The sequence below is a fragment of the Subtercola boreus genome (assembly GCF_003399635.1).
GTDB classification, from domain to species: Bacteria; Actinomycetota; Actinomycetes; order Actinomycetales; family Microbacteriaceae; genus Subtercola; species Subtercola boreus_B.
Map to the genome: position 1 here is coordinate 97535 of NZ_NBXB01000028.1, position 24938 is coordinate 122472.

The 24938-nt window shown below is 70.1% G+C and carries 18 protein-coding genes; 4 read left to right on the forward strand and 14 right to left on the reverse strand.

Going from position 1 to position 24938, the window contains the following annotated elements:
* Window positions 1–190: 190 nt before the first annotated feature.
* The 12 genes from B7R22_RS09615 to B7R22_RS09670 form a co-directional block, all read right to left on the reverse strand.
* Window positions 191–1975 (reverse strand): proline--tRNA ligase, encoded by a 1785-nt coding sequence (locus B7R22_RS09615; protein ID WP_116411526.1) that lies wholly within the window; start codon window positions 1973–1975, stop codon window positions 191–193.
* Between the two features lie 40 nt (window positions 1976–2015).
* Complete coding sequence (locus tag B7R22_RS09620) at window positions 2016–3752, reverse strand: trypsin-like peptidase domain-containing protein (RefSeq protein ID WP_116411527.1); 1737 nt, start codon at window positions 3750–3752, stop codon at window positions 2016–2018.
* A 45-nt stretch (window positions 3753–3797) separates the two neighbouring features.
* Window positions 3798–5117 carry an MFS transporter gene (locus tag B7R22_RS09625; RefSeq protein WP_116411528.1) on the reverse strand — a complete coding sequence of 440 codons (1320 nt, stop codon included), beginning with the start codon at window positions 5115–5117 and terminating at the stop codon, window positions 3798–3800.
* Window positions 5118–5122: 5 nt separating this feature from the next.
* A complete protein-coding gene (locus B7R22_RS09630) occupies window positions 5123–5578 on the reverse strand; it encodes a MarR family winged helix-turn-helix transcriptional regulator (RefSeq protein ID WP_253258990.1) in 456 nt (151 codons plus the stop codon).
* A gap of 77 nt (window positions 5579–5655) precedes the next feature.
* Window positions 5656–6195 carry a GNAT family N-acetyltransferase gene (locus B7R22_RS09635; protein ID WP_216363431.1) on the reverse strand — a complete coding sequence of 180 codons (540 nt, stop codon included), beginning with the start codon at window positions 6193–6195 and terminating at the stop codon, window positions 5656–5658.
* A 26-nt stretch (window positions 6196–6221) separates the two neighbouring features.
* Window positions 6222–7370 (reverse strand): flavodoxin-dependent (E)-4-hydroxy-3-methylbut-2-enyl-diphosphate synthase, encoded by a 1149-nt coding sequence (gene ispG, locus B7R22_RS09640; protein WP_172582289.1) that lies wholly within the window; start codon window positions 7368–7370, stop codon window positions 6222–6224.
* Window positions 7371–7719: 349 nt separating this feature from the next.
* Window positions 7720–8166, reverse strand: a complete 447-nt coding sequence (locus tag B7R22_RS09645) for an SHOCT domain-containing protein (RefSeq protein ID WP_216363432.1) — start codon at window positions 8164–8166, stop codon at window positions 7720–7722.
* Between the two features lie 361 nt (window positions 8167–8527).
* On the reverse strand, window positions 8528–9187 hold the full coding sequence (locus tag B7R22_RS09650; protein ID WP_116411586.1) for a response regulator: 660 nt from the start codon (window positions 9185–9187) through the stop codon (window positions 8528–8530).
* Window positions 9188–9321: 134 nt separating this feature from the next.
* A complete protein-coding gene (locus tag B7R22_RS09655) occupies window positions 9322–10827 on the reverse strand; it encodes a sensor histidine kinase (protein ID WP_172582290.1) in 1506 nt (501 codons plus the stop codon).
* A 173-nt stretch (window positions 10828–11000) separates the two neighbouring features.
* Entirely contained in the window at window positions 11001–12335 is a 1335-nt protein-coding gene (locus B7R22_RS09660; RefSeq protein WP_172582291.1) for a M50 family metallopeptidase, read from the reverse strand.
* Window positions 12336–12458: 123 nt separating this feature from the next.
* Window positions 12459–13544 (reverse strand): 1-deoxy-D-xylulose-5-phosphate reductoisomerase, encoded by a 1086-nt coding sequence (gene dxr, locus B7R22_RS09665; RefSeq protein ID WP_116411531.1) that lies wholly within the window; start codon window positions 13542–13544, stop codon window positions 12459–12461.
* A gap of 89 nt (window positions 13545–13633) precedes the next feature.
* The gene (locus B7R22_RS09670; protein ID WP_116411532.1) at window positions 13634–14215 is read right to left on the reverse strand and encodes an FKBP-type peptidyl-prolyl cis-trans isomerase; all 582 of its coding nucleotides are present in this window, start codon (window positions 14213–14215) and stop codon (window positions 13634–13636) included.
* 168 nt (window positions 14216–14383) lie between these two features.
* On the opposite strand from B7R22_RS09670, the gene B7R22_RS09675 reads away from it, so the two are divergent.
* Complete coding sequence (locus tag B7R22_RS09675; protein ID WP_116411533.1) at window positions 14384–18841, forward strand: Pls/PosA family non-ribosomal peptide synthetase; 4458 nt, start codon at window positions 14384–14386, stop codon at window positions 18839–18841.
* A complete protein-coding gene (locus B7R22_RS09680; protein WP_116411534.1) occupies window positions 18841–20193 on the forward strand; it encodes a M1 family metallopeptidase in 1353 nt (450 codons plus the stop codon). The genes B7R22_RS09675 and B7R22_RS09680 overlap by 1 nt, the downstream gene beginning before the upstream one ends.
* 115 nt (window positions 20194–20308) lie before the next feature.
* Here B7R22_RS09680 and B7R22_RS09685 read toward each other — a convergent pair whose 3' ends face one another.
* Together B7R22_RS09685 and B7R22_RS09690 are read right to left on the reverse strand one after the other, a co-directional pair.
* Entirely contained in the window at window positions 20309–21667 is a 1359-nt protein-coding gene (locus B7R22_RS09685) for a DHA2 family efflux MFS transporter permease subunit (RefSeq protein WP_116411535.1), read from the reverse strand.
* A gap of 58 nt (window positions 21668–21725) precedes the next feature.
* Window positions 21726–22184, reverse strand: a complete 459-nt coding sequence (locus B7R22_RS09690; RefSeq protein ID WP_116411536.1) for an OsmC family protein — start codon at window positions 22182–22184, stop codon at window positions 21726–21728.
* A 53-nt stretch (window positions 22185–22237) separates the two neighbouring features.
* Here B7R22_RS09690 and gabT point away from each other — a divergent pair, with 53 nt between their 5' ends.
* Together gabT and B7R22_RS09700 are read left to right on the forward strand one after the other, a co-directional pair.
* Window positions 22238–23611 (forward strand): 4-aminobutyrate--2-oxoglutarate transaminase, encoded by a 1374-nt coding sequence (gene gabT, locus B7R22_RS09695; protein ID WP_116411537.1) that lies wholly within the window; start codon window positions 22238–22240, stop codon window positions 23609–23611.
* Window positions 23608–24933 carry an asparaginase gene (locus B7R22_RS09700; RefSeq protein WP_367379187.1) on the forward strand — a complete coding sequence of 442 codons (1326 nt, stop codon included), beginning with the start codon at window positions 23608–23610 and terminating at the stop codon, window positions 24931–24933. The genes gabT and B7R22_RS09700 overlap by 4 nt, the downstream gene beginning before the upstream one ends.
* The last annotated feature ends 5 nt before the right edge of the window (window positions 24934–24938 follow it).

The window sequence follows — 24938 nt, forward strand, 5'->3', positions numbered from 1 at the left end:
GCGCCTGATGCGGTTGCGCCTGTGCGATGACACGGTGATGCAGCCAATCCATGACTGCGCATCTGTCAAGTCTAGGTTGAGCTTGGTGTGAGTTCGCCCATCGGCGCTACCGCCTCGTTTCGGACGGGCGGCAGTGCTATGGGAGGCCTCCCAGCGCCCGGCTGGACCGTGCGCTGGAAGCCTCCTGAAATCAGAGTGCCGGAACGACCCCGTCGAGCCCGACCTCGGTGCGTTCGCCGGTGGCGCGGTTCCAGAGTTCGACCGTTCCGTCGGCCACGCCGCGGCCCACGATGACGATCGTCGGCACACCGATCAACTCGGCGTCGCCGAACTTCACGCCGGGCGAGACCTTGGGCCGGTCGTCGAAGAGAACCTCTCGACCGGACGCCTCGATGTCGGCGACGATGCGCTCGGCGGCCTCATAGACGGCCGCGTCGCGACCGGTGGCGACCACGTAGACGTCGAAGGGCGCCACCGCCGGAGGCCAGATCAGGCCCTTCTCGTCGTTGTTCAGTTCGGCGATGATCGCGAGGATGCGCGTCACGCCGATCCCGTACGAGCCCATGGTGACCGTGACGAGCTTGCCGTTCTCGTCGAGCACCTTGAGGCCGAGGGCCTCGGCGTACTTGCGGCCGAGCTGGAAGACGTGGCCGATCTCCATCCCGCGGGCCGTCTCGATCGGGCCTGAGCCGTCGGGAGCCGGGTCACCGTCCCGTACGTCTGCGACCTCGACGAAGCCGTCGCCGACGAAGTCACGCCCGGCGACAAGGCCGAAGACGTGCCTATCGTGCTCGTTCGCGCCAGTGATCCACTGCGTGCCGGTGACCATGCGGGGGTCGAGCAGGTAGCGGATGCCGGTGCTCGACTTCTCGCCGAGAACCGCGGTGCCCGTGGTGTCCTCACCGGGCCGGGCGGCAGCCCACGGGCCGATGTAGCCCTTCACCAGACCCGGGTGCTTTCTGAAGTCGTCTTCGTTCGCGGCCTCGACCTCAGCAGGTTGGAAGGCGACCTCGGCGCGCTTCAGATCCGCATCGCGGTCTCCGGGGATACCCACGACGACGATCTCGCGGCTGCCGTCGAGCTGGGTGATGGCGAGCACGACGTTCTTCAGGGTGTCGGCCGCGGTCCACTCCCGACCGTCGGTGCGGGGCTGCTCGGCATTCGCCAGGGCGACGAGGCTCTGGATGGTCGGGGTGTCCGGTGAGTCGAACACCGTCGGTGCGGCCAGGCCCTCGACCGGCCGCGCCTCGGGCACGAGGGTGGTGAAGGCTTCGACGTTGGCGGCGTAGCCGCCCGCGGAGCGAACGAAGGTGTCTTCGCCCACGGGGGTCGGGTGCAGGAACTCCTCGCTCTTCGAGCCGCCCATCGCGCCGGCATCAGCCTTGACGATCACGTATTCGAGGCCCAGTCGCGTGAAGATGCGCTCGTAGGCATCGCGCTGCGCCTGGTACGACACGTCGAGCCCGGCATCGGTGTAGTCGAAGGAGTAGGCATCCTTCATGGTGAACTCGCGGCCCCGCAGCAGGCCCGCACGCGGGCGTGCCTCGTCGCGGTACTTGTCCTGGATCTGGTAGATCGACAGCGGAAGGTCCTTGTAACTGCTGAACAGGTCTTTCACCAGCAGGGTGAACACTTCTTCGTGGGTCGGCGCGAGCACGTAGCCCACTCCGCGGCGGTCTTCGAGGCGGAACATGCCGTCGCCGTAGTCGACATAGCGGCCGGTCGCCTCGTAGGGCTCCTTCGGCAGCAGTGCCGGGAAGTGCACCTCGTGCGCGCCGGCGTTCGACATCTCCTCGCGGACCACCTTCTCGATCTTCGCCTTGACGCGGAGCCCGAGCGGGAGCCAGGCGAAGATACCCGGTGCCTGCCGTCGGATGTACCCCGCCCGCACGAGGAGCCGGTGGCTGGTCACCTCCGCGTCGGAGGGGTCTTCACGGAGGGTCTTCAGAAAGTAATTGGTGAGGCGAGTAGGCACCGGAACAGTCTATTGCGGCGCGCTACGGCGCCTGGACGGGCTACCCGCAGGCGGTGCAGAACCGCTGGCCGGCCGCGGTCTCCGCGCCGCACGACCCGCAGTGGGCAGCCCGGGCAGCGGTTGCTGGTGCCGGAGGTACGTCGGGTGCGGGCGGTGCGGCGGGTGACGGCGATGTGGCCGTGATGGACGCAGCGGCCACCGGCGCCACGAAGACGGCGTCGTGGGGCGCCGAAGAGACCGGTGCCGGTTCCGGCGCGGCGGCGACCGCCGCGGGTTCGGGCGCCGTGGGTTCGGGCGCCGTGGGTTCGGGCGCCGGGCCCACCGGTGTCGGCTCCAGAGCCGGCGGGGTGACCGCTACCCCGACGACCGGAGCGGCAGCGGCAGGCGCCACCAAGGCGGGGGCGGCGGGAGCAGCGGGTGCGGCGGGGGCAGGAGCAGGAGCAGGAGCAGGAGCAGGGGCAGCAGCTTGCGGCACCGGCACTGTCCCGCCGTCAGGCAACGTCGAGAAGGGAGCCTCGGGGCGGGGCGCCGCCGCACGGCGCTTTCGCCGGCCGCGAAGGACGAGGAGGAGCACGAGGCCGATCACGAGCAGCAGGAATACTGCTCCCCCGATAACGACCCAGAGGATCCAGCCGGTGGTGTTCTCGCGGGGGAAGGCCTCTGTCGCCTTGGCCTGGTACTGCTGGGCGATGGCATTCTGCGGGTTGGCGGCAACCGCCTTGCCGAGGTCGTCGGCTGCGGCGTGGTACTTGCCGTCGAAGTACTCGGTGAGGCCGGCGCGGAAGTGCGAGTCGGCATCGCCGAGTTCGTTCTTGACGCCGTTCCGGGCGAGGAGTGCCGAGATCGTCTCGGGTGCCGCCGCGAAGTTCAGCTGCTGGGTGTCACCGGAGGGGCCGAAGCTGATCGTTCCGACGACGTCGCCCGATCCGTTGATGACGGGACCGCCGCTCATGCCGGGGCTCATCGTGACGCCGATCTGGGTGAACGGCCCGCCATCGGTCTGCTGCCGGCCGCTCACCTGGCCCTGGGCGAAGGTGGGCTGCGGATTGCCGCTCACGAGATCGGTCACATTGCCGGGATAGCCGATCGCGTCGACCTTCTGGCCCGTGGCGGGTTGCTCGCCGGAGACGACGAGCACGGGAAGCGGCGAAGGCGCGTCGATCTTGAAGAGGGCGACGTCGCCCTGGCTGATCGGCCGGTCGTCCTGCAGCACAGCCGTGAAGCCCGACGCGCTGTCTGCGGAGATCGAGATGGCCGGGTAGACCTTCATGGCCAGCACCGGCGCCTCCCCCGTCTTCTGCCCCTCCACCGGCCAGGCACCCTCGGCCCCGGCTGCGATATAGGCCTGCGCTTCAGCCTCGGTGATGTCGCCGTTCGTTACCTCATTCGAGAGGAACTGGTCGACCAGCGCGGTCTTGCCCTCGGCCACGTCGGCGCAGTGGCCGGCCGTCACCACGTAGCCGTCGGAGCTCGCGACGAAGCCACTGCAGCTGAACGACGCATCGATCTGATCGGACCAGGCTGTCGTGCCGTCGGGAAGCGGAAAGTTCACAAAACCCGACCAGGTGCCGCTGAGGTAGACCGTTCCAGCCTCGCCGATCGCGGCCAGGTGCTCCTGCGAGAGGTCGTTCACAGGCTCGGCCATCGCGACGGAGGCGCGGGCTGGCAGGGCTGCACCCACCAGCACCAGGCCGGCCACGAGGGCGCCACACACCAGTACGGCGCCGAGCGCGCCCTGTTTCAGGCGTTCGTGGGGGGTTTGGTTGACGGCATTCACGCTGCATCGGCCTCTCGTTCGGTACTTGCTCCGAAAGAGACATTATCAAGTTTTGCTCACTAATGAGTAATCGTCGGGAGAGACGGGCGTCTCGAGCACGTCGAGGGAGCGGGTGTCCCCATCGTGCGACACGATGAAGTGGGGTGAGCCGTGCACGTGCACCGTGAGTCGCAGATGCTGGTGCCTGATCATCCAGAGCAGACCGATGATCGCAGCGGCGAACCCGGCGACCGCCGCCACGCCGATCGCCCACCGCGGCCCGAGGGTGTTCGCGACCAGTCCGACAATCGGTGCTCCGATCGGCGTGCCGCCCATGAAGATAGCCATGTAGAGCGCCATCACGCGCCCCCGGAATTCGGGCGCGGTCGTCATCTGCACGGCGCCGTTCGCCGTCGTCATCAGAGTCTGGGCCGCGAACCCGAGAAGCACCAGGCAGAGCGCGAAGGTGAGGTAGGTGGGCGATACCGCCGCCAGCAGGCAGCTCGACCCGAACAGGGCGGATGACGCGAAGACGAGCCGAAGGCGCGGTCTCTCCCGGCGCGCCGAGAGGAGCGCGCCGGCCACCGAACCCACCGCCAGAACAGACGACAGCAGCCCGAAGGCCGTCGAATCCAGATGGAAGGTGCCGGTCGTCATTGTTGAGGTGAAGATCTGGAAGTTGAGCCCGAAGGTCCCGATGATCGCGATAACGACCAACACGATGACGATGTCCGGCCGTTTCGACACGTACCGGAATCCGTCGAGCAGCTGGCCCGGCCCGGCCTTCGAACGTCTGGGAACCCGGAGATTCTCCTTGCGCATGCGAGTGAGCGAGACGAGGACAGCCGCGAAACTGACGGCGTTGATCAGGAACACCCAGCCGGATCCGACGACCGCGATCAGCACCCCGGCGACGGCCGGGCCGATCATCCGGGCCGCGTTGAACGACGCCGAGTTGAGGGCGACCGCGTTCGAGAGGTTGCTGTCGGAGACGAGATTCGACACGAACGACTGCCGGGCCGGCGCATCGAACGCGCTGGTGATGCCGAGCAGCAGGGCGAACACGTACACCTGCCAGAGTTGGGCGCCTCCCGAGAGCACGATCAACCCGAGCGCGAGACCGAGGATGCCCATAACCCCCTGTGTCGCCATCAGGAGCTTTCGGCGGTCGACCCGGTCGGCGACGAGCCCCGTCCACGGAACGAGCAGCAGCTGCGGGCCCAGCTGCAGCGCCATCACGACTCCGACCGCCACGGCGTCGTTGTGAGTCAGCTGGGTGAGCACGATCCAGTCCTGTGCCGTGCGCTGCATCCAGGTTCCGACGTTCGAGACAATGGCCCCGCCGAACCAGACGCGATAGTTGTAATCGCTGAGCGACCGGAACATCGCGCTCAACTGTCGGCGAGCTCTCTGAGCACCGTCGCCGCCCGCGCGAGAGCGGAACGATCATCCGGAGACAACTCGGCAAGCCGCAGGGTCAGCCAGGCATCGCGACGTCGACGGGTCTCCCTCACCAGCGCCTCCCCCTGGTCGGTGAGGGAGACCATGACTTTGCGGCCGTCGTGGGCCGATGGAGTCCGCTCGGCATAACCGGCGCCGACGACGGCATTGATGGTGCGGTTCATGGATGGCGGCGTGACCCGCTCGAAGGCGGCGAGGGCGCCGGGCGTGCTCGGCCCGTTCTTCCACAGGTAGCCGAGGATCGCGGACTGGGAATCGCTCAGCTCGTTGTCAGCCTTCTCGGCCCGGAGCCGCCGCGAGACCCGCAGAAGGGCAGGGCGCAGCTGCGCGGCGAGATCGTCGGCTGCCGAAACAGGATCGACGGAGGCGGAGTTTGTCGATGGCACCTCATTAGCATAGGTCATTAGCGAGACTAAACGACCCGTCGTCGGCAGTCATCACCGTGTTCGTGGGGCTGTAGTGCTCACACCTCGGCCCTCGAGCGGAAGCCGAACACGGCAACGCGCGCACCCGAGGGAGCATCCACCTCGTCGAGAACCACCATGCCGAGCTTCTGGGCGACGGCGACGGAGGCGCGGTTCTGAACATCGATCATCGCAATCGGGTCGTGGATGCCCGAGGCAGCCGCCCGCGCCAGGCACTCCCGGGCGGCGGCAGTTGCCAGCCCCGCTCCCTGGTGCGCGAGGCCGAGACGCCAGCCCATCTCGATCCGTCCCGTCGGACCCCACTGCTGAGTCCACGGTTGAAGGCCCACGAAACCGGCCACCATGTCGTGGTTCGGCCCGCGCCGCACCAGCGCGAACAGGCAGAGGCCCGTCTCCGCCTCGAGCACCCGCTGACGCGCCGCGAAGGCCTGGTACCACTCGCGCGGCTGAACCCGGCCGTCCCCGATGTATCGCATGATGTCGGGATCGTCGAAGAGTTCGAACCACGCCTCGGCATCGGCCGGAGACGGGATCCGCAGCTCGTAGCTCGGAGCGTCCCCGAGGCCGTTCGGTGTCACCGAAGCGGGTGGTGCGCCTGAGCCGCTCAGACTGTTACGACCAACGGCGGACCGGTCTCGCCGGCCGGCATCTCGGCAGCGAGGCGGTTGGCCTCCTGGATGAGCGTAGCCACGATCTCGGACTCGGGAACGGTCTTGATGACCTCTCCGCGCACGAAGATCTGTCCCTTGCCATTGCCCGAAGCGACGCCGAGGTCGGCCTCGCGAGCCTCGCCGGGACCGTTCACGACACAGCCCATGACAGCGACGCGGAGCGGAACGGTCATCCCCTCGAGCCCGTCGGTGACATCGTTCGCGAGCTTGTACACGTCGACCTGGGCGCGGCCGCACGAGGGGCAGGACACGATCTCGAGCTTGCGTTCGCGGAGGTTCAGCGACTGCAGGATCTGCAGGCCCACTTTGACCTCCTGCGCGGGCGGGGCAGAGAGGGAGACGCGGATGGTGTCGCCGATGCCCTCCCCGAGAAGGATTCCGAATGCCGTGGCCGACTTGATCGTGCCCTGGAACTCGGGGCCTGCCTCGGTCACGCCGAGGTGCAAAGGCCAGTCTCCGCGCTCGGCAAGCAGCCGGTAGGCCTTGACCATGATGACGGGATCGTTGTGCTTGACCGAGATCTTGAAGTCGTGGAAGTCGTGCTCCTCGAAGAGGCTCGCCTCCCAGACGGCGCTCTCGACGAGGGCCTCCGGCGTGGCCTTGCCGTACTTCTGCATGATGCTCGGCTCGAGCGATCCGGCGTTGACGCCGATGCGGATGCTCACCCCGGCCGCCTTCGCAGCGGCCGCGATCTTGCCGACCTGGTCGTCGAACTTGCGGATGTTGCCCGGGTTCACCCGAACCGCCGCACACCCCGCATCGATCGCCTGGAACACGTAGTTCGGCTGGAAGTGGATGTCGGCGATCACCGGGATCTGGCTCTTCTTCGCGATGATCGGAAGAGCCTCGGCGTCGTCACGGCTCGGCACGGCGACGCGCACGATGTCGCACCCGCTGGCCGTGAGTTCGGCGATCTGCTGGAGGGTCGCGTTGATGTTCGTCGTCGGCGTCGTGCACATCGACTGCACACTCACCGGGGCGTCGCCTCCGACGAGGACCTTGCCGACCTTGATTTGACGGGACTTGCGACGGGGGGCCAGAGTCTCGACGACTTTGGGCATTCCCAAGTTGATTGCTGCCACGCATTCAGCTTACCCCCGGCCACCGGTGGAGGCTCCTCACGCCCCGAACGGTCGGCTGGCGTTCAGCCGGGCGGCCCCGTCCCTGCCGCGAGAACGGCTGTTGCCGCCGAGATCGCCGGGTGGGGGTGCGGTCTCGGGGGTGGGTGGCGAGCTCGCCGGGAGGGTGAGGATCTCGCCGGGAGGGTGAGGGACCCGAATCGCGGCTAGTGCGTGCCGTTGGCGCGATTCGGGTCCCTTCGGTTGCCAGCAGGGACGGGGCGGGGCGGGTGAGGGGCCCGAATCGCGGCTAGTGCGTGCGGTTGGCGCGAAATGGGTCCCTTCGGTTGGCAGCAGGGGCGGGGCGGGCGGATCAGGACTTCGTCGGGGGGACGGGGCCCGCCGACGGTGCCGGGCGGCCAGACTGCAGCACCTCGAGCCGGGCGCGGTACTCGACCTCGTCGATGTCGCCGCGGGCGAAGCGTTCGGCGAGCGTCTTCTCGGCGTCGGATGTGGTGCCCGCGGCTCCCGCACCCGCCCAGCCCGGTCCCCAGCCGTGTCCACCCCGGCCGCCGCCACCGGCGCCCCAGCCCGGCGCGCCGCCGTTCGCCGCCCAGAAGCGCCGCCGGCGCCGGGCCGCGAGAGTGAAGATCAGCACGAAGAGCCCGATCCAGAACAGCGGGATGAGCAGGAAAAGCCAGCCGAATCCGCCGCCGGGGCCGGGGCCGCCCCACGGCCCCCAATGTGTGAGTGAGGTGCCGGCCGGGCCGGCGAGGGCGGCTGAGACGATCGGCGACGAGAGAAGAACGGAGGTGAGCACGGTGTGTCCTTTCGATGGCGGCCCCGTGTGGGGCCCTGTGTCCACCCTCGTCGCGGCCGCGCCTTTACACATCGGCCGCCGGGAGTGATCGTGGTACTCCCCCGGTCGCATCCCTGGCACCTGGGGCATCCGCGGGTGGTACCCCGGTACAGGTGCGCCGCCGCGCGCCTGCCCCCGTCGACCGCCGCCACTGCCCAGCCAGCCACCCAGCCACCCAGCCAGCCACCACAATTCAGGCAGGAGGGGCTGCCGGCGCGGATACCGCCTCGGCGCCGCCATATGCCTGAATTACGGTGCGGGGCGGGCGCGGCGGGGCGCCGGTGGAGGGGGCGGCGAGGCGCCCGGCACGAGTGTAGGCGGCTCAGCGCCAGCCGGGCCGCACGAGGCCTGCCTCGTACGCGACCACCACGAGCTGCGCCCGGTCGCGGGCCGCGAGCTTCGTCATGGTGCGCGACACGTGCGTCTTGACGGTGAGCGGGCTGAGGAATAGCTGCAGCGCAATCTCGCCGTTCGTGAGCCCGGCGCCGACGAGAGCCAGTACTTCCCGCTCCCGATCGGTCAGGGCATCGAGCTCCGGCGCGCGCGACCCGTCGGCCAACCCCGCCGCGACCCGTTCGAGCAGTCGCTTCGTCACTCGTGGCGACAGCAGAGCCTCCCCGGCCGCGACGACGCGCACCGCGCGGATGAGTTCGACGGGCTCGGTGTCCTTCACGAGGAATCCGCTCGCCCCGGCCCGGATCGCCCGTCCCACATACTCGTCGAGCTCGAAGGTCGTGACGATGACGATGTGCACCCCAGCGAGAGAGGGGTCGGCCACGATCTGCTCTGTAGCCCAGAGGCCGTCGCCGTCGGGCATCCGGATGTCCATCAGCACCACATCGGGACGGAGACGGCGCACGACCTCCACCGCCTCCGCACCCGTGCCCGCCTCGCCCACCACGTCGATGTCGGGCTCGTTGGCGAGCAGGGCGCTGAAGCCCGCACGGATCAGGTTCTGGTCATCGGCGACTACCACCGTGATGTGTGCCCGGCCGAGGCCCGCTCCGGTCGGATCCGGGGCAGGCGTGTCGCTCCCCTGCGGGACCGGCCGGCCTGCGCCGGGCGCAGCAGGGGCGGCCGCATCGTGCCGCAGCGGGACCGGTCGGCCCGCCTCGCTCACGACCCTGACCGGCGCGGCACCCGGGGAACCCGGGCCACCACAGCGAACCCGCCTGAACTCAGGGGGCCGGCCTCGAGATTGCCGCCCAGGAGTTCGGCCCGTTCTTTCATGCCGAGCAGGCCCCGGCCGCCGGCCTTCCGCGAAGAGGGCTGGCGGCCCGCCACAGCTGAACGCCCGTTGTCGCTGACACGGAGCAGGTAGTCGTCGCCCTGCTGTTCGAGCACGACGCGGGCCTCACTCGCTCCGGCGTGCCGGGTCACGTTCGTGAGGCTCTCCTGCGCGATGCGGAACAGCGCGAGCTGCACGCCCGGCGGCGGGGTATCGCTCAGCCGGTTGTCGAGCTCCACGTGGAAGTCGGTGGTGGAGATGGACGAGACAAGGGCGGGCAGACGGGACAGGTCGGCCTGGGGGGCGAGCGGCGCTCCGGATCTCGCGCCGGGGAACAGCGCGCGGGATTCCCGCACCGGCGGCGCTTCCCCGGCCCCGGCCCCGCCCCCGGCGTACCCCGCCTCGCCCGGGATCGTCGAGTAGTCGAAGAGGGTGGGAGCGTCATCCAGAACCGTCGCGCCGGCCGCAGCACCCTCCGAGCGAAGGAAACCGAGCACCCCGCGCACCTCGTCGAGCGCCGTCTTGCTGGTCGTCTTGATGTTGCCGAGCGCCTCGCGGGCCTTTTCGGGATGCGCGTCGATGAGGTGGAGGCCCATCGCGGCCTGCACATTGATCTGCGAGAGCGAATGGGCCAGCACGTCGTGGAGTTCCCGGGCGATGCGCTCCCGCTCGGCCTGGGCCGCCTCTTCACGCCGACGCCGCACAGCCGCCTGGAACTGGGCGACCCGGTGCGTGCGGGTGCGGATCGCCTCACCGATCAGCACCACGATGAGGATGCCGAGCGAGGTCGCGATGATGCGGAACGGATGCCAGTCGATGCCGAGCAGGATCGCCCCGGCGAGCGTCAGGAGCCAGCCCGCGGCGACGGAGGCGAGGGCCCACGTGCGGGCGCTCCGCACCATCGCGGACACGATCGCGAAGGCCAACGCGAGGTACGGCGCCCCGGAACCCGGGGTGAACAGCAGGTCGGCCGCCGCGGCTGCCGTGGCGATCACCACAACGGGGCCGGGGAACCTCCGCGCAGCGATGAGGGCAAGCGGGCCGACGAGGGCGAGCAGCACGACGAGGAGGCCGGGGCCGGTGCGTCCGTCGCGGGCGAACGCCATCAGAGCCGGCACACCCTGCACCAGCAAGGAGACCACGACCGGCACCCACAGCGTCACAGCCCGGGGTGGGCCCCAGCGCCTCGGCACCTCTGCCTCGGAGGGACGGATGCTGCGCACCCACGGCGCCGAGCCGGGCTGCCAGGCGGGGCCGGCCCCGACGTGGCGGTCGGGCTCGGGTGGAGGAGAGAACGGCCAGCGGTGCTCGCTCCGGCTGCGGCGGACATCGCGTCGCCTTCTCCACTCCGCCGCCGTGAACCGCCGGCGTTGCGGGCGGTCAGCGTAAGGCATGACACTGATCGTAGCGAGAGCGCGGGCCCCGGGCATCCTGCAGCAGGCGGGTTCCGCCTACTCCCGTGGGAGTACGTGGAGCGGCGCCGCTGGCCATCCGCCGCGCCACGCGCACCCCGTCGGCCGCCCGCACCCCGTCGGCCGCCCGCACCCCGAGCGCCACCCGCCGCGCCTCAACCAAAGAGGTTGACCGGGTTCACGATGTCGGCGTACACCAGCAGCGCCGACAGCGCGCCGAAGAAGATCACGACCACGAAGGTCAGCGGCATCAGTTTCGCCGTGTCGACCGGCCCGGGATTGGGCCGCTTGAACAGCTTCGCGAGCTGCCGGCGGAGACCTTCCCAGAGCGCACCGATGATGTGCCCGCCATCCAGCGGCAGAAGAGGCACGAGGTTGATCACGAAGAGGCCGATGTTCACCGAACCGAGCAGCCCGACGAGTGTCGCGACCTTGCTCGCGAGCGGGATGTCGATGGTGGCGATCTCACCGGCCACGCGCCCGACGCCGACCACGCTGATGGGCCCGTTCACGTCACGGGTGCCGCCGCCGAACGCGGCATTCGCTACCCCGACGATGCGGGCGGGCAGGTTGATGATCGTGTTCGCGACTCCGGCCACGTTCTCACCGACGAACGGGAGAACCGCGGTGACGGGCTGCGGCTGGAGTTGAGTGGCATAGCCGATGCCGACGAAACCGACATCCTCGGTGACGGTGGCCCCGCTCGCATCGGTCTTGACGACCGTCTGTCCGTTCACGACCTCGGTCACCGCGCGTTCGGTCAGCAGCGGCGTCATGATGAGCGTCTGGTCGGATCCGTTCCGCGACACCACGATCGAGAGCGCGGTTCCGGGCGACTGGCGGATGATCGCGGTGGCCTGGTCCCAGGTGTCGATCGTGGTGCCGTCGACCGACACGATTCGGTCACCCGGCAGGATGCCCGCGGCGCTGCCGGGCGAGACGGGGTCATCTGCTGCACAGGTCGTGCTCGTGCTGCCGGCCGGCTGCACGCAGGAGCTGACGCTGCCGATGGTGGTGGAGGGCGCGGCGATGCCGAAACCGCAGAGCACGATGCCGAAGAACAGGATTCCGAGTACGAGGTTCATGGCGGGGCCGGAGATCATGATGATGACCCGCTTGTAGACCGGCAGCCGGTAGAACGAGCGTTCGTCGTCATCGCCGACGGTCTCGGCACTGGCCTTCCGCGCATCCTGAATCAGCGTCTGGAAGAACCCGGTCGTCGCGCGACGGGCCTTACCGCCCTCCTTCTGCGGGGGAAACATGCCGATCATCGAGATGTAGCCGCCGAACGGGATCAGCTTGACGCCGTACTCCGTCTCACCGCGCAGGCGGGAGAATACGGTGAGGCCGAAACCGACCATGTATTGGGTGACCTTGACGCCGAACAGCTTCGCGGGAACGAGGTGCCCGACTTCGTGCAGGGCGATCGAGATCGCGAGGCCGAGCGCGACGATGACCACACCGACGACATAGAGGAGCACTGTATCCACCAGCACACGATAGCCGCCCGGGTGGGTGCGGCGCTGGGCGAGGGCTGAATGCCGCTTGTGAATAGACCCGCGGGCTCCGGATGCCGGGGGTCAGACGACCCGCAAGCTCCGGATGCCCGGGGCTCAGCCCTTGGCGATCAGCCGGTCCGCCTCGCGCCTGGCCCAGAGCTCTGCGTCGAAGAGTGCCTCTCGGGTGAGGGCACCCTCGGCGGGCTCGTGCCGCTGCAGCACCTGCTCGATCGTCTCGACGATCCGGAGGAACCCGATCCGTCCGGCGTGGAACGCGGCCACGGCCTGCTCGTTCGCCGCGTTGAACACCGCAGGAGCCGTGCCACCCGCGCGCCCGACCTGCTTCGCGAGCTCGACCGCCGGGAAGGCGTCGGTGTCGAGCGGCTCGAACGTCCACGAGTGGGCGGTCGACCAGTCCAGCGGCGCGCCGACCCCCGCGACACGGTGCGGCCAGTCGAGCCCGAGCGAGATGGGCAGGCGCATGTCGGGCGGTGAGGCCTGCGCGAGGGTCGACCCGTCGATGAACTCGACCATCGAGTGGATGACGGACTGCGGATGGACGGTCACGTCGATCTTCGAGTACGGAACGTCGAACAGCAGGTGCGCCTCGATCACCTCGAGGCCCTTGTTCACGAGGGTCGCCGAGTTGGTCGTGACGACGAGGCCCATGTCCCAGGTCGGATGCGCGAGGGCCTCGCGCGGGGTCACATTCTCCAGCGACGCCCGCGACCGCCCGCGGAACGGGCCACCCGACGCGGTGAGCACCAGCCGGTCGACCTCGTCGGCCGTGCCCGAGCGGAGCGCCTGAGCGATGGCCGAGTGCTCGGAGTCGACGGGCACCAGCTGGCCGGGCCGGGCGATACCCTTCACGAGTTCGCCGCCGACGATCAGGCTCTCCTTGTTCGCCAGGGCCAGGGTGCGGCCCTCCTCCAGCGCGGCGAGGGTCGGACCGAGCCCGACAGACCCAGTGATTCCGTTCAGCACCACGTCTGCGTCGACGCTCCGAACGAGCTGCTCGGCCTCGTCGGCCCCGAGGGCGGTGTCACTGACGCCGAATTCGGTGGCCTGGGCATCCATCGCCGCCGTGTTCGTGCCGGCGGCGAGACCGACCACCTCGAACCGCTCCGGATTGGCCCGGATGACGTCGAGGGCCTGGATGCCGATAGAACCGGTGGAGCCGAGAAGGATGACGCGTCGCATGCCTGCCATCATCGCAGGTGCGCTGCGGATGCGCAGGGGGATCGCCCGGTCGCCGAGGGCGGGCGCGGGTCGGCCGTGCCTGCGGAGCGCTACTCGGCCGGCGTCGGCGTCGCGGACGGGTCGGGCGCCGGCCCCACCTCGGTGACGTCGACGACGAACACGAGGACGTCGGCTGGGGCCACGCCGAGCGCGGGATTGCCCTCGGAGCCGTAGGCGTCGCCCGGGGGCACGACCGCGACAACGCGCGAGCCGACCGCCGCGCAGGCGACGGCCTTCACCAGGCCGGGGAGGAACTGCGACTCGTCTACGATGATCGGCAGCGGCTGGCCGCCCGCGTCGAGGGTGCTGAACAGTTGGGCACCCGTGTTCGCGTTGTAGAGGGTGAAGTCGACGCTCGCCTGGGAGCCGGATGTCGCGACCGTGCCTGTTCCGCTGATGACGACCGATCGCTCGGTGATGTCACTGGTGACAGGGGGAATGAACGTCGTCGTCGGGGCCTTGTCGAAGTCGCCGCTCACCGAGACGGAGTCGGACGCGGTTCCCGGGGCCGTGAACATACAGTCCGGGCTCGCACTCGGGGTCGGACCGGCCGTGCCCGTGCATCCGGCGAGCGCAAGCACCAGCGCGAGGGCGGCCGCGGTGGCGGCGGTCAGAACGGCAGGAGTGCGCATCCCACAGTTTTACATGATCGGGCCCGCCGCACCTGACAGGCCGGTGGGTGCCGCGGCGGTTCACCTCCAGTTAACCCGCGGCCCCTAAACTGGGCTCCCCACCCGACCCCCACGGGGAATCGCCAGAGTGCGTCAGACCAGACAGCGACAGAGCAGAGGATGCCCGGCATGACCTCCGCTTCGAACACCCCTGCCCCGTCAGACATCGCGAGCGGGGTCGCGGGCACGCCGGGCGCGGGCACGCCGGGCGCAGGCGACGCGAGCACCGGCACGGCGAGCGTGAGCGTGAGCGGTGCAGTCACGGCGAGCGCGAACAGCGCGGGCATCGCTGGCGCAGACACAGGCAGCGCGAACAGCGCGAGCGCCGGCATCCTCAGCGCCGGGCCGACTCCCGAGCCGCGCACGCTGGTCGACATCCTGCGGGAGAGTGCCGCCGCGAACCCGCAGGCCTCCGCCCTCGCTGACGCGGCGGGCACCCTGAGCTACCGCGAGCTGCTGCGTGAGGTGAACCGCACCGCGGCCCGGCTCGCGGAGGCCGGTGTGCGCCGCGGCGACCGGGTGGGGATCCGCATCCCGTCGGGCACCCGCACGCTCTACATCTCGATCCTCGGGGTGCTCGTCGCCGGCGCGGCCTACGTTCCGGTCGACGCCGACGACCCCGAGGAGCGCGCGACGCTCGTCTTCGGCGAGGCCGGAGTGGTCGGCGTGATCGGTGCCGACGGCGAGCTGGTGCGGAGCGGGCATCCGGATGGCGTAGGAGCGCCCGGCGACGAGACCGACCGCCCCGGGCATCCGTCCACCGCGAGCATCCCGACCGCAGGCTCCCCCACCGGCACCCTCCCCGTGGTCGGCGGCCCGACACCCGACCTGGACGCGTGGATCATCTTCACCTCCGGCTCGACCGGCACGCCCAAGGGTGTCGCCGTGAGCCACCGTTCGGCTGCGGCGTTCGTCGACGCCGAGGCGCGGATGTTCCTTCAGGACGAGCCGATCGGCCCCGGCGACCGCGTGCTAGCCGGCCTCTCCGTCGCCTTCGACGCCTCCTGCGAGGAGATGTGGCTCGCGTGGCGACACGGCGCCTGCCTCGTTCCGGCCCCGCGTTCGCTGGTGCGTTCGGGAGTGGACCTCGGCCCGTGGCTGATCTCGCACAGCATCACCATCGTCTCGACCGTGCCGACGCTCGCGGCGCTCTGGCCCCTCGAGTCGCTGGAGCTGGTGCGGCTGCTCATCTTCGGCGGCGAGGCCTGCCCACCCGAGCTCGTCGCGCGTCTCGCCGTCGACGGCCGCGAGGTCTGGAACACCTACGGACCCACCGAGGCCACGGTGGTCGCCTGCGGATCCCTGCTCGACGGAGTCGGACCCGTGCGCATCGGACTGGCGCTCGACGGCTGGCTACTGGCCGTGGTCGACGGCGACGGGCATCCGGTCGCCGAGGGCGAGACGGGCGAACTCATCATCGGCGGGGTCGGGCTGGCGCGCTACCTCGACCCGGCCAAGGACGCCGAGAAGTACGCCCCGATGCCGACCCTCCGCTGGGATCGCGCCTACCGCAGCGGCGACCTCGTGGTGTTCGACCGTGCCGGGCTGCTGTTCCAGGGCCGCGCCGACGACCAGGTGAAGCTCGGCGGTCGGCGGATCGAGCTGGGCGAGGTCGAGGCGGCGATCCAGGCCCTGCCCGGGGTCGCGGGTGCGGCTGCCGTGGTACGGCGCACCGCCGCGGGCAACCAGGTGCTCGTGGGATACCTGGTCGCCGGCGACACGAGCACCCCGTTCGACACGGTCGCCGCGACGGCGGCGCTTCGCGAATCGCTCCCGGCCGCCCTCATCCCCCTGCTCGCGGTCGTCGACGGCCTGCCGACCCGCACCTCGGGCAAGGTCGACAAGGCGGCGCTCCCGTGGCCGCTGCCCAGTGCGCGGGGCTCAGGGGCCCGAAACGGGGCCGGGGCCGGGGCCGGTGGCGACGCCGCATCCAGAGCCGGCGGCGGCAACGGCAGCGGCGGGGGAAGCGGCACCGCCACGCGCCTCAAGAAGGGTGCAGGCCCCGACCCCACCCTCAGCGAGACGGCCCTCTGGATCGCCGAACACTTCACCGCCATCCTCGGGGCCCCGGTCACCGGCCCCGACGACGACTTCTTCGCGTTCGGCGGCGGGAGTCTGTCTGCCGCGCAACTCGTGTCGGTCATCCGCACCCGGTTCCCGGAGACCACCGTCGCCGACATCTACGACCACCCGCGGATCGGCGCCCTGGCCGCGGAACTGGATGCCCGCTCCCCCGTGACCGCGGCGAAGCGCGCACCCGTGCGACCGACCCCGCCGGGCACCCAGCTCGCCCAGACCCTGCTCGGCATCCCGCTCTATGTGCTCGTCGGTCTGCGCTGGCTCACCTACGTGCTCGCCGTGAACAACGTGCTGCAGCTGTTCGGCGTCTTCACCTGGGCGCCCACCATCTCGTGGTGGTACATCCTCGTGGGGTTTATCGTTCTGATCACGCCCTTCGGGCGCATGGCGATCTCGGTGCTCGCGGCCCGCACGTTGCTGGCCGGCGTCGAACCGGGCGATCACCCGCGGGGTGGGACCGTGCATGTGCGCCTCTGGCTCGCCGAGCAGATCGCCCAGCTGGTCGGTGCGACCAACCTCGCGGGCGCACCCTGGATCATCACCTACGCCCGGGCCCTCGGGGCGAAGATCGCCCCCGGCGTCGACCTGCACACCCTCCCGCCCATCACCGGCATGCTGAAGATCGGCGCCCGGGCATCCGTCGAACCCGAGGTGGACCTCTCGGGCTACTGGATCGATGGCGACATCCTGCGGCTCGGCAGCATCCAGATCGGAGCGGATGCGGCCATCGGTGCGCGGAGCACCCTCCTGCCGGGTACGCGGATCGGCCGGCGAGCGGAGATCGCCCCGGGTTCCGCCGTGTCGGGACGGGTGCCCGCGGGCCAGCTCTGGGCCGGATCCCCCGCCGAACGACGCGGCAAGGCCCACCCCGACTGGCCGAGCGGCAGGCCGCCCCGGAACGCCCGCTGGTTGGTCGCGTTCGCTGCGGGTTCCGTCGCGCTCTCGCTGCTGCCCGTGCTGGCTGTGCTCGCCGGGGCGGCCGTCGCGGGCTGGTTCCTCGGGCTGAGCCTTGACCCCGGCGCCCTCGGCGGCCTCGGGAGCACCAGCGGCGGTTCGGCCCAGACGCCCCTGTTCGAGTCGGTCACGACGTCGGTCGCGAGCACCGCGGGCACGGCGACCGGATCCGGTTTCACGCCCCTGCCGAGCCTCGGCGACGCCGCCCTCCGCCTGCTGGCGGCCATCCCGCTCGCCACGATCGCGGCCGGCATCGTCTACGCGGGCCTCACCGTGATAGCGGCGCGCCTGCTCGGCATCGGCCTCCGCCCCGGCAGCTACCCCGTGCGGAGCCGAATCGGATGGCAGGTCTGGGCGACCGAACGCCTGCTGGATGCCGCTCGTACCGTGCTGTTCCCGTTCTACGCGAGCCTCTTCACGCCCGTCTGGCTCCGGATGCTCGGGGCCACCGTCGGCCGGGACGTCGAAGCCTCGACGGTACTCCTGTTGCCGAAGATGACCACGATCGCCGACCAGGCCTTCCTCGCCGACGACACCATGGTCGCCTCCTACGAGCTCGGCGGGGGCTGGCTCCGCATCGACGAGGCGAAGGTCGGCAAGCGCGCGTTCCTCGGCAACAGCGGGATGACCGGCCCCGGCCGCACCGTGCCGCGGAATGGTCTCGTGGCTGTTCTCAGCGCGACCCCCCGCAAGGCCAAGAGCGGGTCGTCGTGGCTCGGCAACCCGCCCGTGCGGCTCCGCCGGCAGGTCACCGAGTTCGACGAGGGCCGCACCTTCCACCCCTCGGGGCGGCTGAAGGTCGCCCGCGCGCTCTGGGAACTGGGCCGCCTCATACCCGTGATGGTCAGCGTCGCGATCGGCCTCGGAATCGCCGTCCTGCTCGAACTCCTCCTCGGCACGCTCGGACTCGGCTGGGCGATCGTGCTCTCCGGCGCGGTGATGCTTGCCGGTGGTGGCATCGCGGCGGTCATCACGACGGCGGCGAAGTGGGCTCTCGTCGGGCGGATCCGGCTGGGTGAACATCCACTCTGGTCGTCGTTCGTCTGGCGGAACGAAGTGTCGGATACCTTTGTGGAGATGGTTGCCGCTCCCTGGTTCGCGAACGCCGCCTCCGGGACGCCCGCTCTGGCGTGGTGGCTGCGGTCGATCGGCGCGCGCATCGGCCGAGGCGCGTGGATCGAGACGTACTGGCTCCCCGAGGCCGACCTGATCTCCCTCGGGGCGGGATCCACAGTCAATCGGGGTGTCGTTGTGCAGACGCACCTCTTCCACGACCGCGTGATGAGCCTCGACAGTGTGGCGCTCGACGACGGAGCGACGATCGGGCCGCACGGAGTCATCCTTCCTGCCGCGTCGATCGGCAGCGACGCGACCGTCGGGCCGGCCTCGCTGGTGATGCGGGGCGAGCACGTTCCGTCGGGGTCGCGTTGGGCGGGCAACCCGATCGCGCCGTGGGCCGACCAGCCGCCTGCTCCGGATGTCGCGGGCCAGGGTTCCTCCGCGCTCCGCCTCGAGACCGCGGCCGAAGCCGGCCTGTCGCCGGCGGGTGGCTGATGGCGCGCCCCACCTCCACGGCACTGGCGGCTGCGGGAGCCCGCTCCCTCGGCGACCCATACCTGCCGACCAGCGGCAACGGCGGCTACACCGTGCTGCACTACGACATCGACTGCGACTACCGCGTCTCCTCAAACCGGCTGAGTGCCACGGCCACCATCACCGCCGTGGCGACGCAACGCCTCTCGAGCTTCAGCCTCGACTTCGCCGGGCTCGTCGCGAGCAAGGTGAGCGTCGACGGGCACCGCTCGGCGCACCTCACGCAGACGGCCCGGAAGCTCGTCGTCACCCCTCTCACACCGCTCAACAAGGGAGTGGAGTTCACGGTGGTCGTCAAGTACAGCGGACAGCCGAAGCCGGTGCGGAGCCAGTGGGGCGAGGTCGGCTGGGAGGAACTCACCGACGGCGTGATCGTGGCCGGGCAGCCGAGCGGGGCGCCGTCGTGGTTCCCCTGCAACGATCATCCGTCGAACAAGGCGACCTACACGATCGCGTTCGCCGCCGAATCGGCCTACCGCGTGCTGTGCAACGGCGAACTCATGAAGAAGACGCAACGCGCCTCCCGCACGCGCTGGGAGTTCCGTTCGGCAGAACCTCTCGCCACCTACCTGGCGACCGTGCAGATCGGGCTCTACGAGACCATGCATGTGTCCCAGGATGGCGTTCCGCAGTTCGTGCTGCTGCCCGACGACCTGCGGCCCAACGCTCTCGCCGACTTCGAGGCGCAGGGGCGCATGATGGCCCTGTTCGAGCGACTGTTCGGGGAGTATCCGTTCGACGACTACACGGTCGTCGTCACCGATGACGAGCTCGAGATCCCGCTCGAAGCCCAGGGCCTCGCGATCTTCGGCCGCAACCACATCGACGGGGTCGGCGGCTCGGAACGCCTCATCGCCCACGAGCTCTCGCACCAGTGGTTCGGCAACTCGCTGACCGCTTCCCGCTGGAAGGACATCTGGCTGCACGAAGGCTTCGCCTGCTACGCCGAGTGGCTCTGGTCGGAGGAATCCGGATCGCTCTCGGCCGACGACTGCGCGACAACCGCGTGGACGCGCCTCAACCGCCTGCCGAAAGACCTGATGATCGGGGACCCGGGTGCCGCGCGGATGTTCGACGACCGGCTCTACAAGCGCGGCGCGCTCACACTGCATGCGATTCGCCGCACGCTTGGCGACGACATCTTCTTCCGGGTGCTGCGGGAGTGGGTGGCGACAAACCGCCACGGTTCGGTCTCGACGCCGGAGTTCGTCGCCCTCGTACAGGCGCACTCGCCGGCCCCCGTCGGCGGCCTCTTCGCCGCCTGGCTCGACCAGCACGCCCTCCCGAAGCTCCCGCGCCGCGCCACCCGCTGACCCGCCCCCCACTCCCTCCCCGCCAGCGGCGTCGATCCACCGAAATTTGTCGGTAAGTGACGCTCGAAGCGACAAATTTCGGTGGATGGATAGGTGGGTGGGGGGCGTGGCCCCGTCAGACCTTGGCGGGCCGGCGGGCGTTCTGGATGCCGATGGCCGACACGATGCCGCCCACCACGAGCAGCGCCGCCGTCGTGAGCACGCCGCGCGAGAATCCGTCGACCGTGAGCGCCTCCCCCACGATCAGCGCCGCCGCCGCAGTCGCGATCAGCCCTGCGACGCGCGCGACGGCGTTGTTCACGGCCGAAGCGATGCCGGCACGCTCGGGGTCGATCGCCCCGAGAATGGCGGCGGTGAGCGGTGCGACGGTCACGGTCATCCCGAGCGCGAAGACCACCGTGCCCGGGAACACCTGCGTCAGGTAGTCGGCCGACGCCGTGACCTGCGACAGCAGCACCCAGCCGACCGCCGCGATCACCGGCCCGACCGCCATGAAGAGCCGCGACCCGTACTTGCCCGCCAGCGTGCCGAACAGCGATGACAGCGCGATGCTGATGATCGTCGACGGCAGCGAAGCGAGCCCCGCCTGCGTCGCGGTGTACCCCGCGACCTGCTGCAGGAACAGCGTCAGCAGGAACGACCCGAGCGAGATCGCCGCATAGACGAACGTCGTCGCGAGGTTGCCGACCCAGAAGTTCCGCACCCGGAACAGGCTGAGCGGCAGCATCGGCTGTGGCACCCGCCGCTCGTTCGCGATGAACAGCACGAACGCCACGACCCCCACCACCAGCGCACCCCACACCACGGGGTTCGCCCAGCCGAGCCGGCCCTGCTCGATCAGGGCGAACACCGGGAGCCCGATGCCGAGGATCCCGAGCACGGCCCCGCGGTAGTCGATGACCGGCTTGACCGGTCGAGGCGGCTCGACGTGGATTTTTCGCAGCATCACGAGCGTGATCGCGATCGGGATCACGTTGATCGCGAACACCAGCCGCCACGACAGCAGGTCGACGAGCACACCGCCGAGGAGCGGGCCGGCGAGGAAGGCCGTGCTCGTCCACGCCGTCCACTGCCCGATCGCCTTCGCCCGCTTCGGTCCGTCGAAATTCGCGATGATGATCGCCAGCGAGCTCGGCACCAGCAACGCTCCCGCGATGCCCTGGATGCCGCGGCTCACGATCAGGAACTCATCCGTCGGCGAGACCGCACACAGAATGGATGCCGCCCCGAACCCGAGCAGCCCCCAAAAGATGACGCGGCGGCGCCCGAATGCGTCACTCAGCGAACCGGCGAGCAGAATGACGGCTGTGAGCGAGATGAGGTAGGCGTCGACGACCCACTGCTGCCCCGCGAGGCCCCCGCCGAGTTCCCGGGTGATCGCGGGCAGGGCGACGTTGATGACGGTGCCGTCGAGGAACGAGATGAACGACGAGAGAATCGCCACCACGAGAACGACACGCTGGTAGCGCGTCATGAGTTGTCGCCGCAGGTCGGTCGGGCGGGCATCCGGATGCTGCTACCAGCCTCGCGCGTCATTGGGCCCGCGGCTCATGCAGCACAGGGAAGTTCACTGACTGGGCGATGAAACAGTACCCGCTCGCCTCGCCGTGGAGGCTGTTCGCCAGCTCCACCTGGGCGGGGTCGGCGAGGGTGACCTCCGGATGGAGCGTCGCCGACGTGAAGTGGCCGCCCTGGCCTTCCTGAACCATCGTCCCCGTCGCGGCGTCTTCGTAGCCGGTCACGACCACCCCGTGCGTCACCGCCACGTGCAGATACGACAGCATGTGGCACTCCGCGAGCGCCGCGAGCAACAGTTCCTCGGGGTTCCAGCGGTCGCGGTCGCCGTGGAACGTGCGGTCGGCCGAGGACGGCAACTCCACCTTTCCGGCGGCGCGGATCACGCCCGCCCGAGAGTAGTCGCGGTAGCTGCTCGTGCCGGTTCCGCGATTGCCCAGCCATTCGACATTCACTGTGTAGCGATGCTCAGTCACAACTCAACCCTATGCCTCCACCGAACGCGTTCGGCCCGGTATTCTTGAGGACTATGACTGACACTCTCGGCACCTCCGCGTTCACCATCCCTCAGGAGCGGAAGATCGTCACCGCGATCCCCGGCCCCGCGTCGAACGCCCTGCACGAGCGACGCCTCGCCGTGGTTCCGGTGGGAGTGTCATCCGTTCTGCCCGTGTACATCGCGAAGGCGAACGGCGCGATCCTGGTGGATGTCGACGGCAACCAGTTCATCGACCTCGGCGCCGGCATCGGCGTGACGACAGTCGGCCACACCCAGGGCGGCGTCGTCGCAGCAGCGACCGAGCAGCTGAACGATGTCACCCACACGCTCTTCACCGTCACGCCCTACGAGGAGTACGTGCGGGTCGCCGAGCTCCTCGCCGAGCACACACCCGGCGACTTCCCGAAGAAGACCATGCTCGCGAACTCGGGCGCCGAGGCCGTCGAGAACGCAGTGAAGATCGCCCGCAAGTACACCCGCCGCGTCGGCGTCGCCGTGCTCGAGCACGCGTACCACGGCCGCACGAACCTCACGATGGCCATGAACTTCAAGGCCTCCCCGTACTCCACCGGGTTCGGGCCGTTCGCCGGCGACGTCTACCGCGCCCCGAACTCCTACCCGTACCACGACGGCCTCACGGGTGCCGAGGCTGCGGCCCGCACCATCGCCTACCTCGAGAAGACGGTCGGCGCGTACGACCTCGCCTGCCTCGTCGTGGAGCCGATCCAGGGCGAGGGCGGCTTCGTGCTGCCCGCCGAGGGATTCCTGCCGGCGCTCCAGCAGTGGTGCACCGAGAACGGCATCGTCTTCGTCGCAGATGAGATCCAGAGCGGCATGGCCCGCACCGGCAAGTACTTCGCAAGCGAGCACTTCGGCCTCACCCCCGACCTCATCACTTCGGCCAAAGGCATCGCGGGCGGCCTCCCGCTCGCGGCCGTCACCGGGCGAGCCGAGATCATGGATGCCGCCCTGCCGGGCGGTCTCGGCGGAACCTTCGGCGGCAACCCCGTCGCGGCAGCCGCGGCGGTTGCGGTGTTCGGCGAGATCGAACGCCTCGGCCTGCTCGCCGAAGCGACCCGCGTGGAGCAGACGCTCTCCAACGGCCTGCTCGACCTGCAGAAGAAGTACGACATCATCGGCGACGTGCGCGGCGTCGGCGCGATGATCGCGATCGAGCTCGTGCAGCCCGGCACGGGCGCCACCACGAAGGAGCCGAACGGAGCCGCCGTCACCGCCCTTGCGGCGTACGCGGCCTCGCAGGGAGTGATCATCCTCACCGCAGGAACGTACGGCAACGTGCTGCGCTTCCTGCCCAGCCTGACGATCAGCGATGCCCTACTCGAAGACGCCCTCAGCGTGCTCGACGACGGCTTCGCCGCGCTGGCCGCGGGGCAGCTCGCGTGAGCGCTGCCGTGGGCAGCCCCGCCCCGCGCGAACCTGCCCACGGCGCGCCTGCGACCGGTGCGCACGCGACCCCCGGCACCCCTGCCGCCGGCACCTTCGCAGCATCCGCGGGGGTCGAGCTCGCGGTCGTGGAGCGGAGCGGCTTCGTCGAATCACGCCATGTCGGCTCCGCGGTCGTCCTCTCGCCCGCAGGCGACATCCTCAGCACTCTCGGAGATCCGTCGGCCCCGATCATCCCGCGCTCCTGCCTGAAGCCGTTCCAGGCGCTGGCGGTGCTCCGCGGGCTGGATGGTTCGGGTGTGTCACTGGATGCCGTGCAGACGGTGCTCGCGACGGCCAGCCACGCAGGCACCCCTGAGCACGTGGCCGTTGTTCAGAGCATCCTGCAGCTCGCCGGTCTGGCTCCGGATGCCCTGCAGTGCCCGCACGACTGGCCAGGATCCTCGGGGGCACGCGACGCCCTCGTGCGAGCGGGTCTCGACCGGTCGCCGCTCTACATGAACTGCTCGGGCAAGCACGCAGCCATGCTGCTCGCGTGCGTCGTCAACGACTGGCCTCTGGACACGTACCTCGAACCGTCGCACCCGCTGCAGCAGCGCATCCTCGCCACCATCGAGGAACTGACCGGCGAGTCCGTCGCGGCCTCCGCCGTCGACGGCTGCGGCGCGCCCGTCCACGCTGTGTCGCTCGTGGGGCTGGCCCGAGGTATCGGGCGCATCACCTCCGCACTTACCCTCGCCCCGCTGCTCAGCCCGGTCGACGCGGCCGATGCTCCGGTCGACGTCTTCGCGCCGGCTGTCTCGGAGCACGCTGCCTCCGGCGGCGACGACGGCGCGAGCGATCACACCGCCGCCCTCGGTTTCGACCGTCTCGTCTCGGCAGAAGCGGCCACGCTCACAGCCTCCGTGCTCGCGAACGGCTGGGCGATCGATGGCCCCGGCCGCGCGAACACCCTCTGCATCGACGAGCTCGCCGTCTTCTCGAAGCTCGGCGCCGAGGGCGTGATGGTGATGTCGACCACCGCAGCCTCGGCCGCTCCCAGTGCCGCCGAGGCGTCAGGCCACTCCGAGCCGCTCGCCACCGGCGACGCAGCCGCACCCGCCGCTGCCACCGGCACCGCGGGCACCACCGTCGCGCTCAAGATGCTCGACGGCAACCTCCGCGCCGCCACCCTCGTCGGCCTCACCCTCCTCGTGCGCGCCGGCGCCCTCTCGCAAGCCTCCGTCGACGCTGTCCTCCCTCGCCTCGACCTCACCGTCTACGGCGGCACCGCCCCCGTCGGCGCCATCCGTCTGGGCGAAGCCCTCCTCCCCGCCCACTGACCTCC

Bases quoted from the DNA above. Each gene is read 5' to 3' on its own strand.
- B7R22_RS09625 (WP_116411528.1), bottom strand. From the start codon at position 5,117: ATGTTCCGGTCGCTCAGCGATTACAACTATCGCGTCTGGTTCGGCGGG.
- B7R22_RS09655 (WP_172582290.1), bottom strand. From the start codon at position 10,827: ATGCCTTACGCTGACCGCCCGCAACGCCGGCGGTTCACGGCGGCGGAG.
- dxr (WP_116411531.1), bottom strand. From the start codon at position 13,544: ATGCGACGCGTCATCCTTCTCGGCTCCACCGGTTCTATCGGCATCCAG.
- B7R22_RS09670 (WP_116411532.1), bottom strand. From the start codon at position 14,215: ATGCGCACTCCTGCCGTTCTGACCGCCGCCACCGCGGCCGCCCTCGCG.
- B7R22_RS09675 (WP_116411533.1), top strand. From the start codon at position 14,384: ATGACCTCCGCTTCGAACACCCCTGCCCCGTCAGACATCGCGAGCGGG.
- B7R22_RS09680 (WP_116411534.1), top strand. From the start codon at position 18,841: ATGGCGCGCCCCACCTCCACGGCACTGGCGGCTGCGGGAGCCCGCTCC.
- B7R22_RS09685 (WP_116411535.1), bottom strand. From the start codon at position 21,667: ATGACGCGCTACCAGCGTGTCGTTCTCGTGGTGGCGATTCTCTCGTCG.
- gabT (WP_116411537.1), top strand. From the start codon at position 22,238: ATGACTGACACTCTCGGCACCTCCGCGTTCACCATCCCTCAGGAGCGG.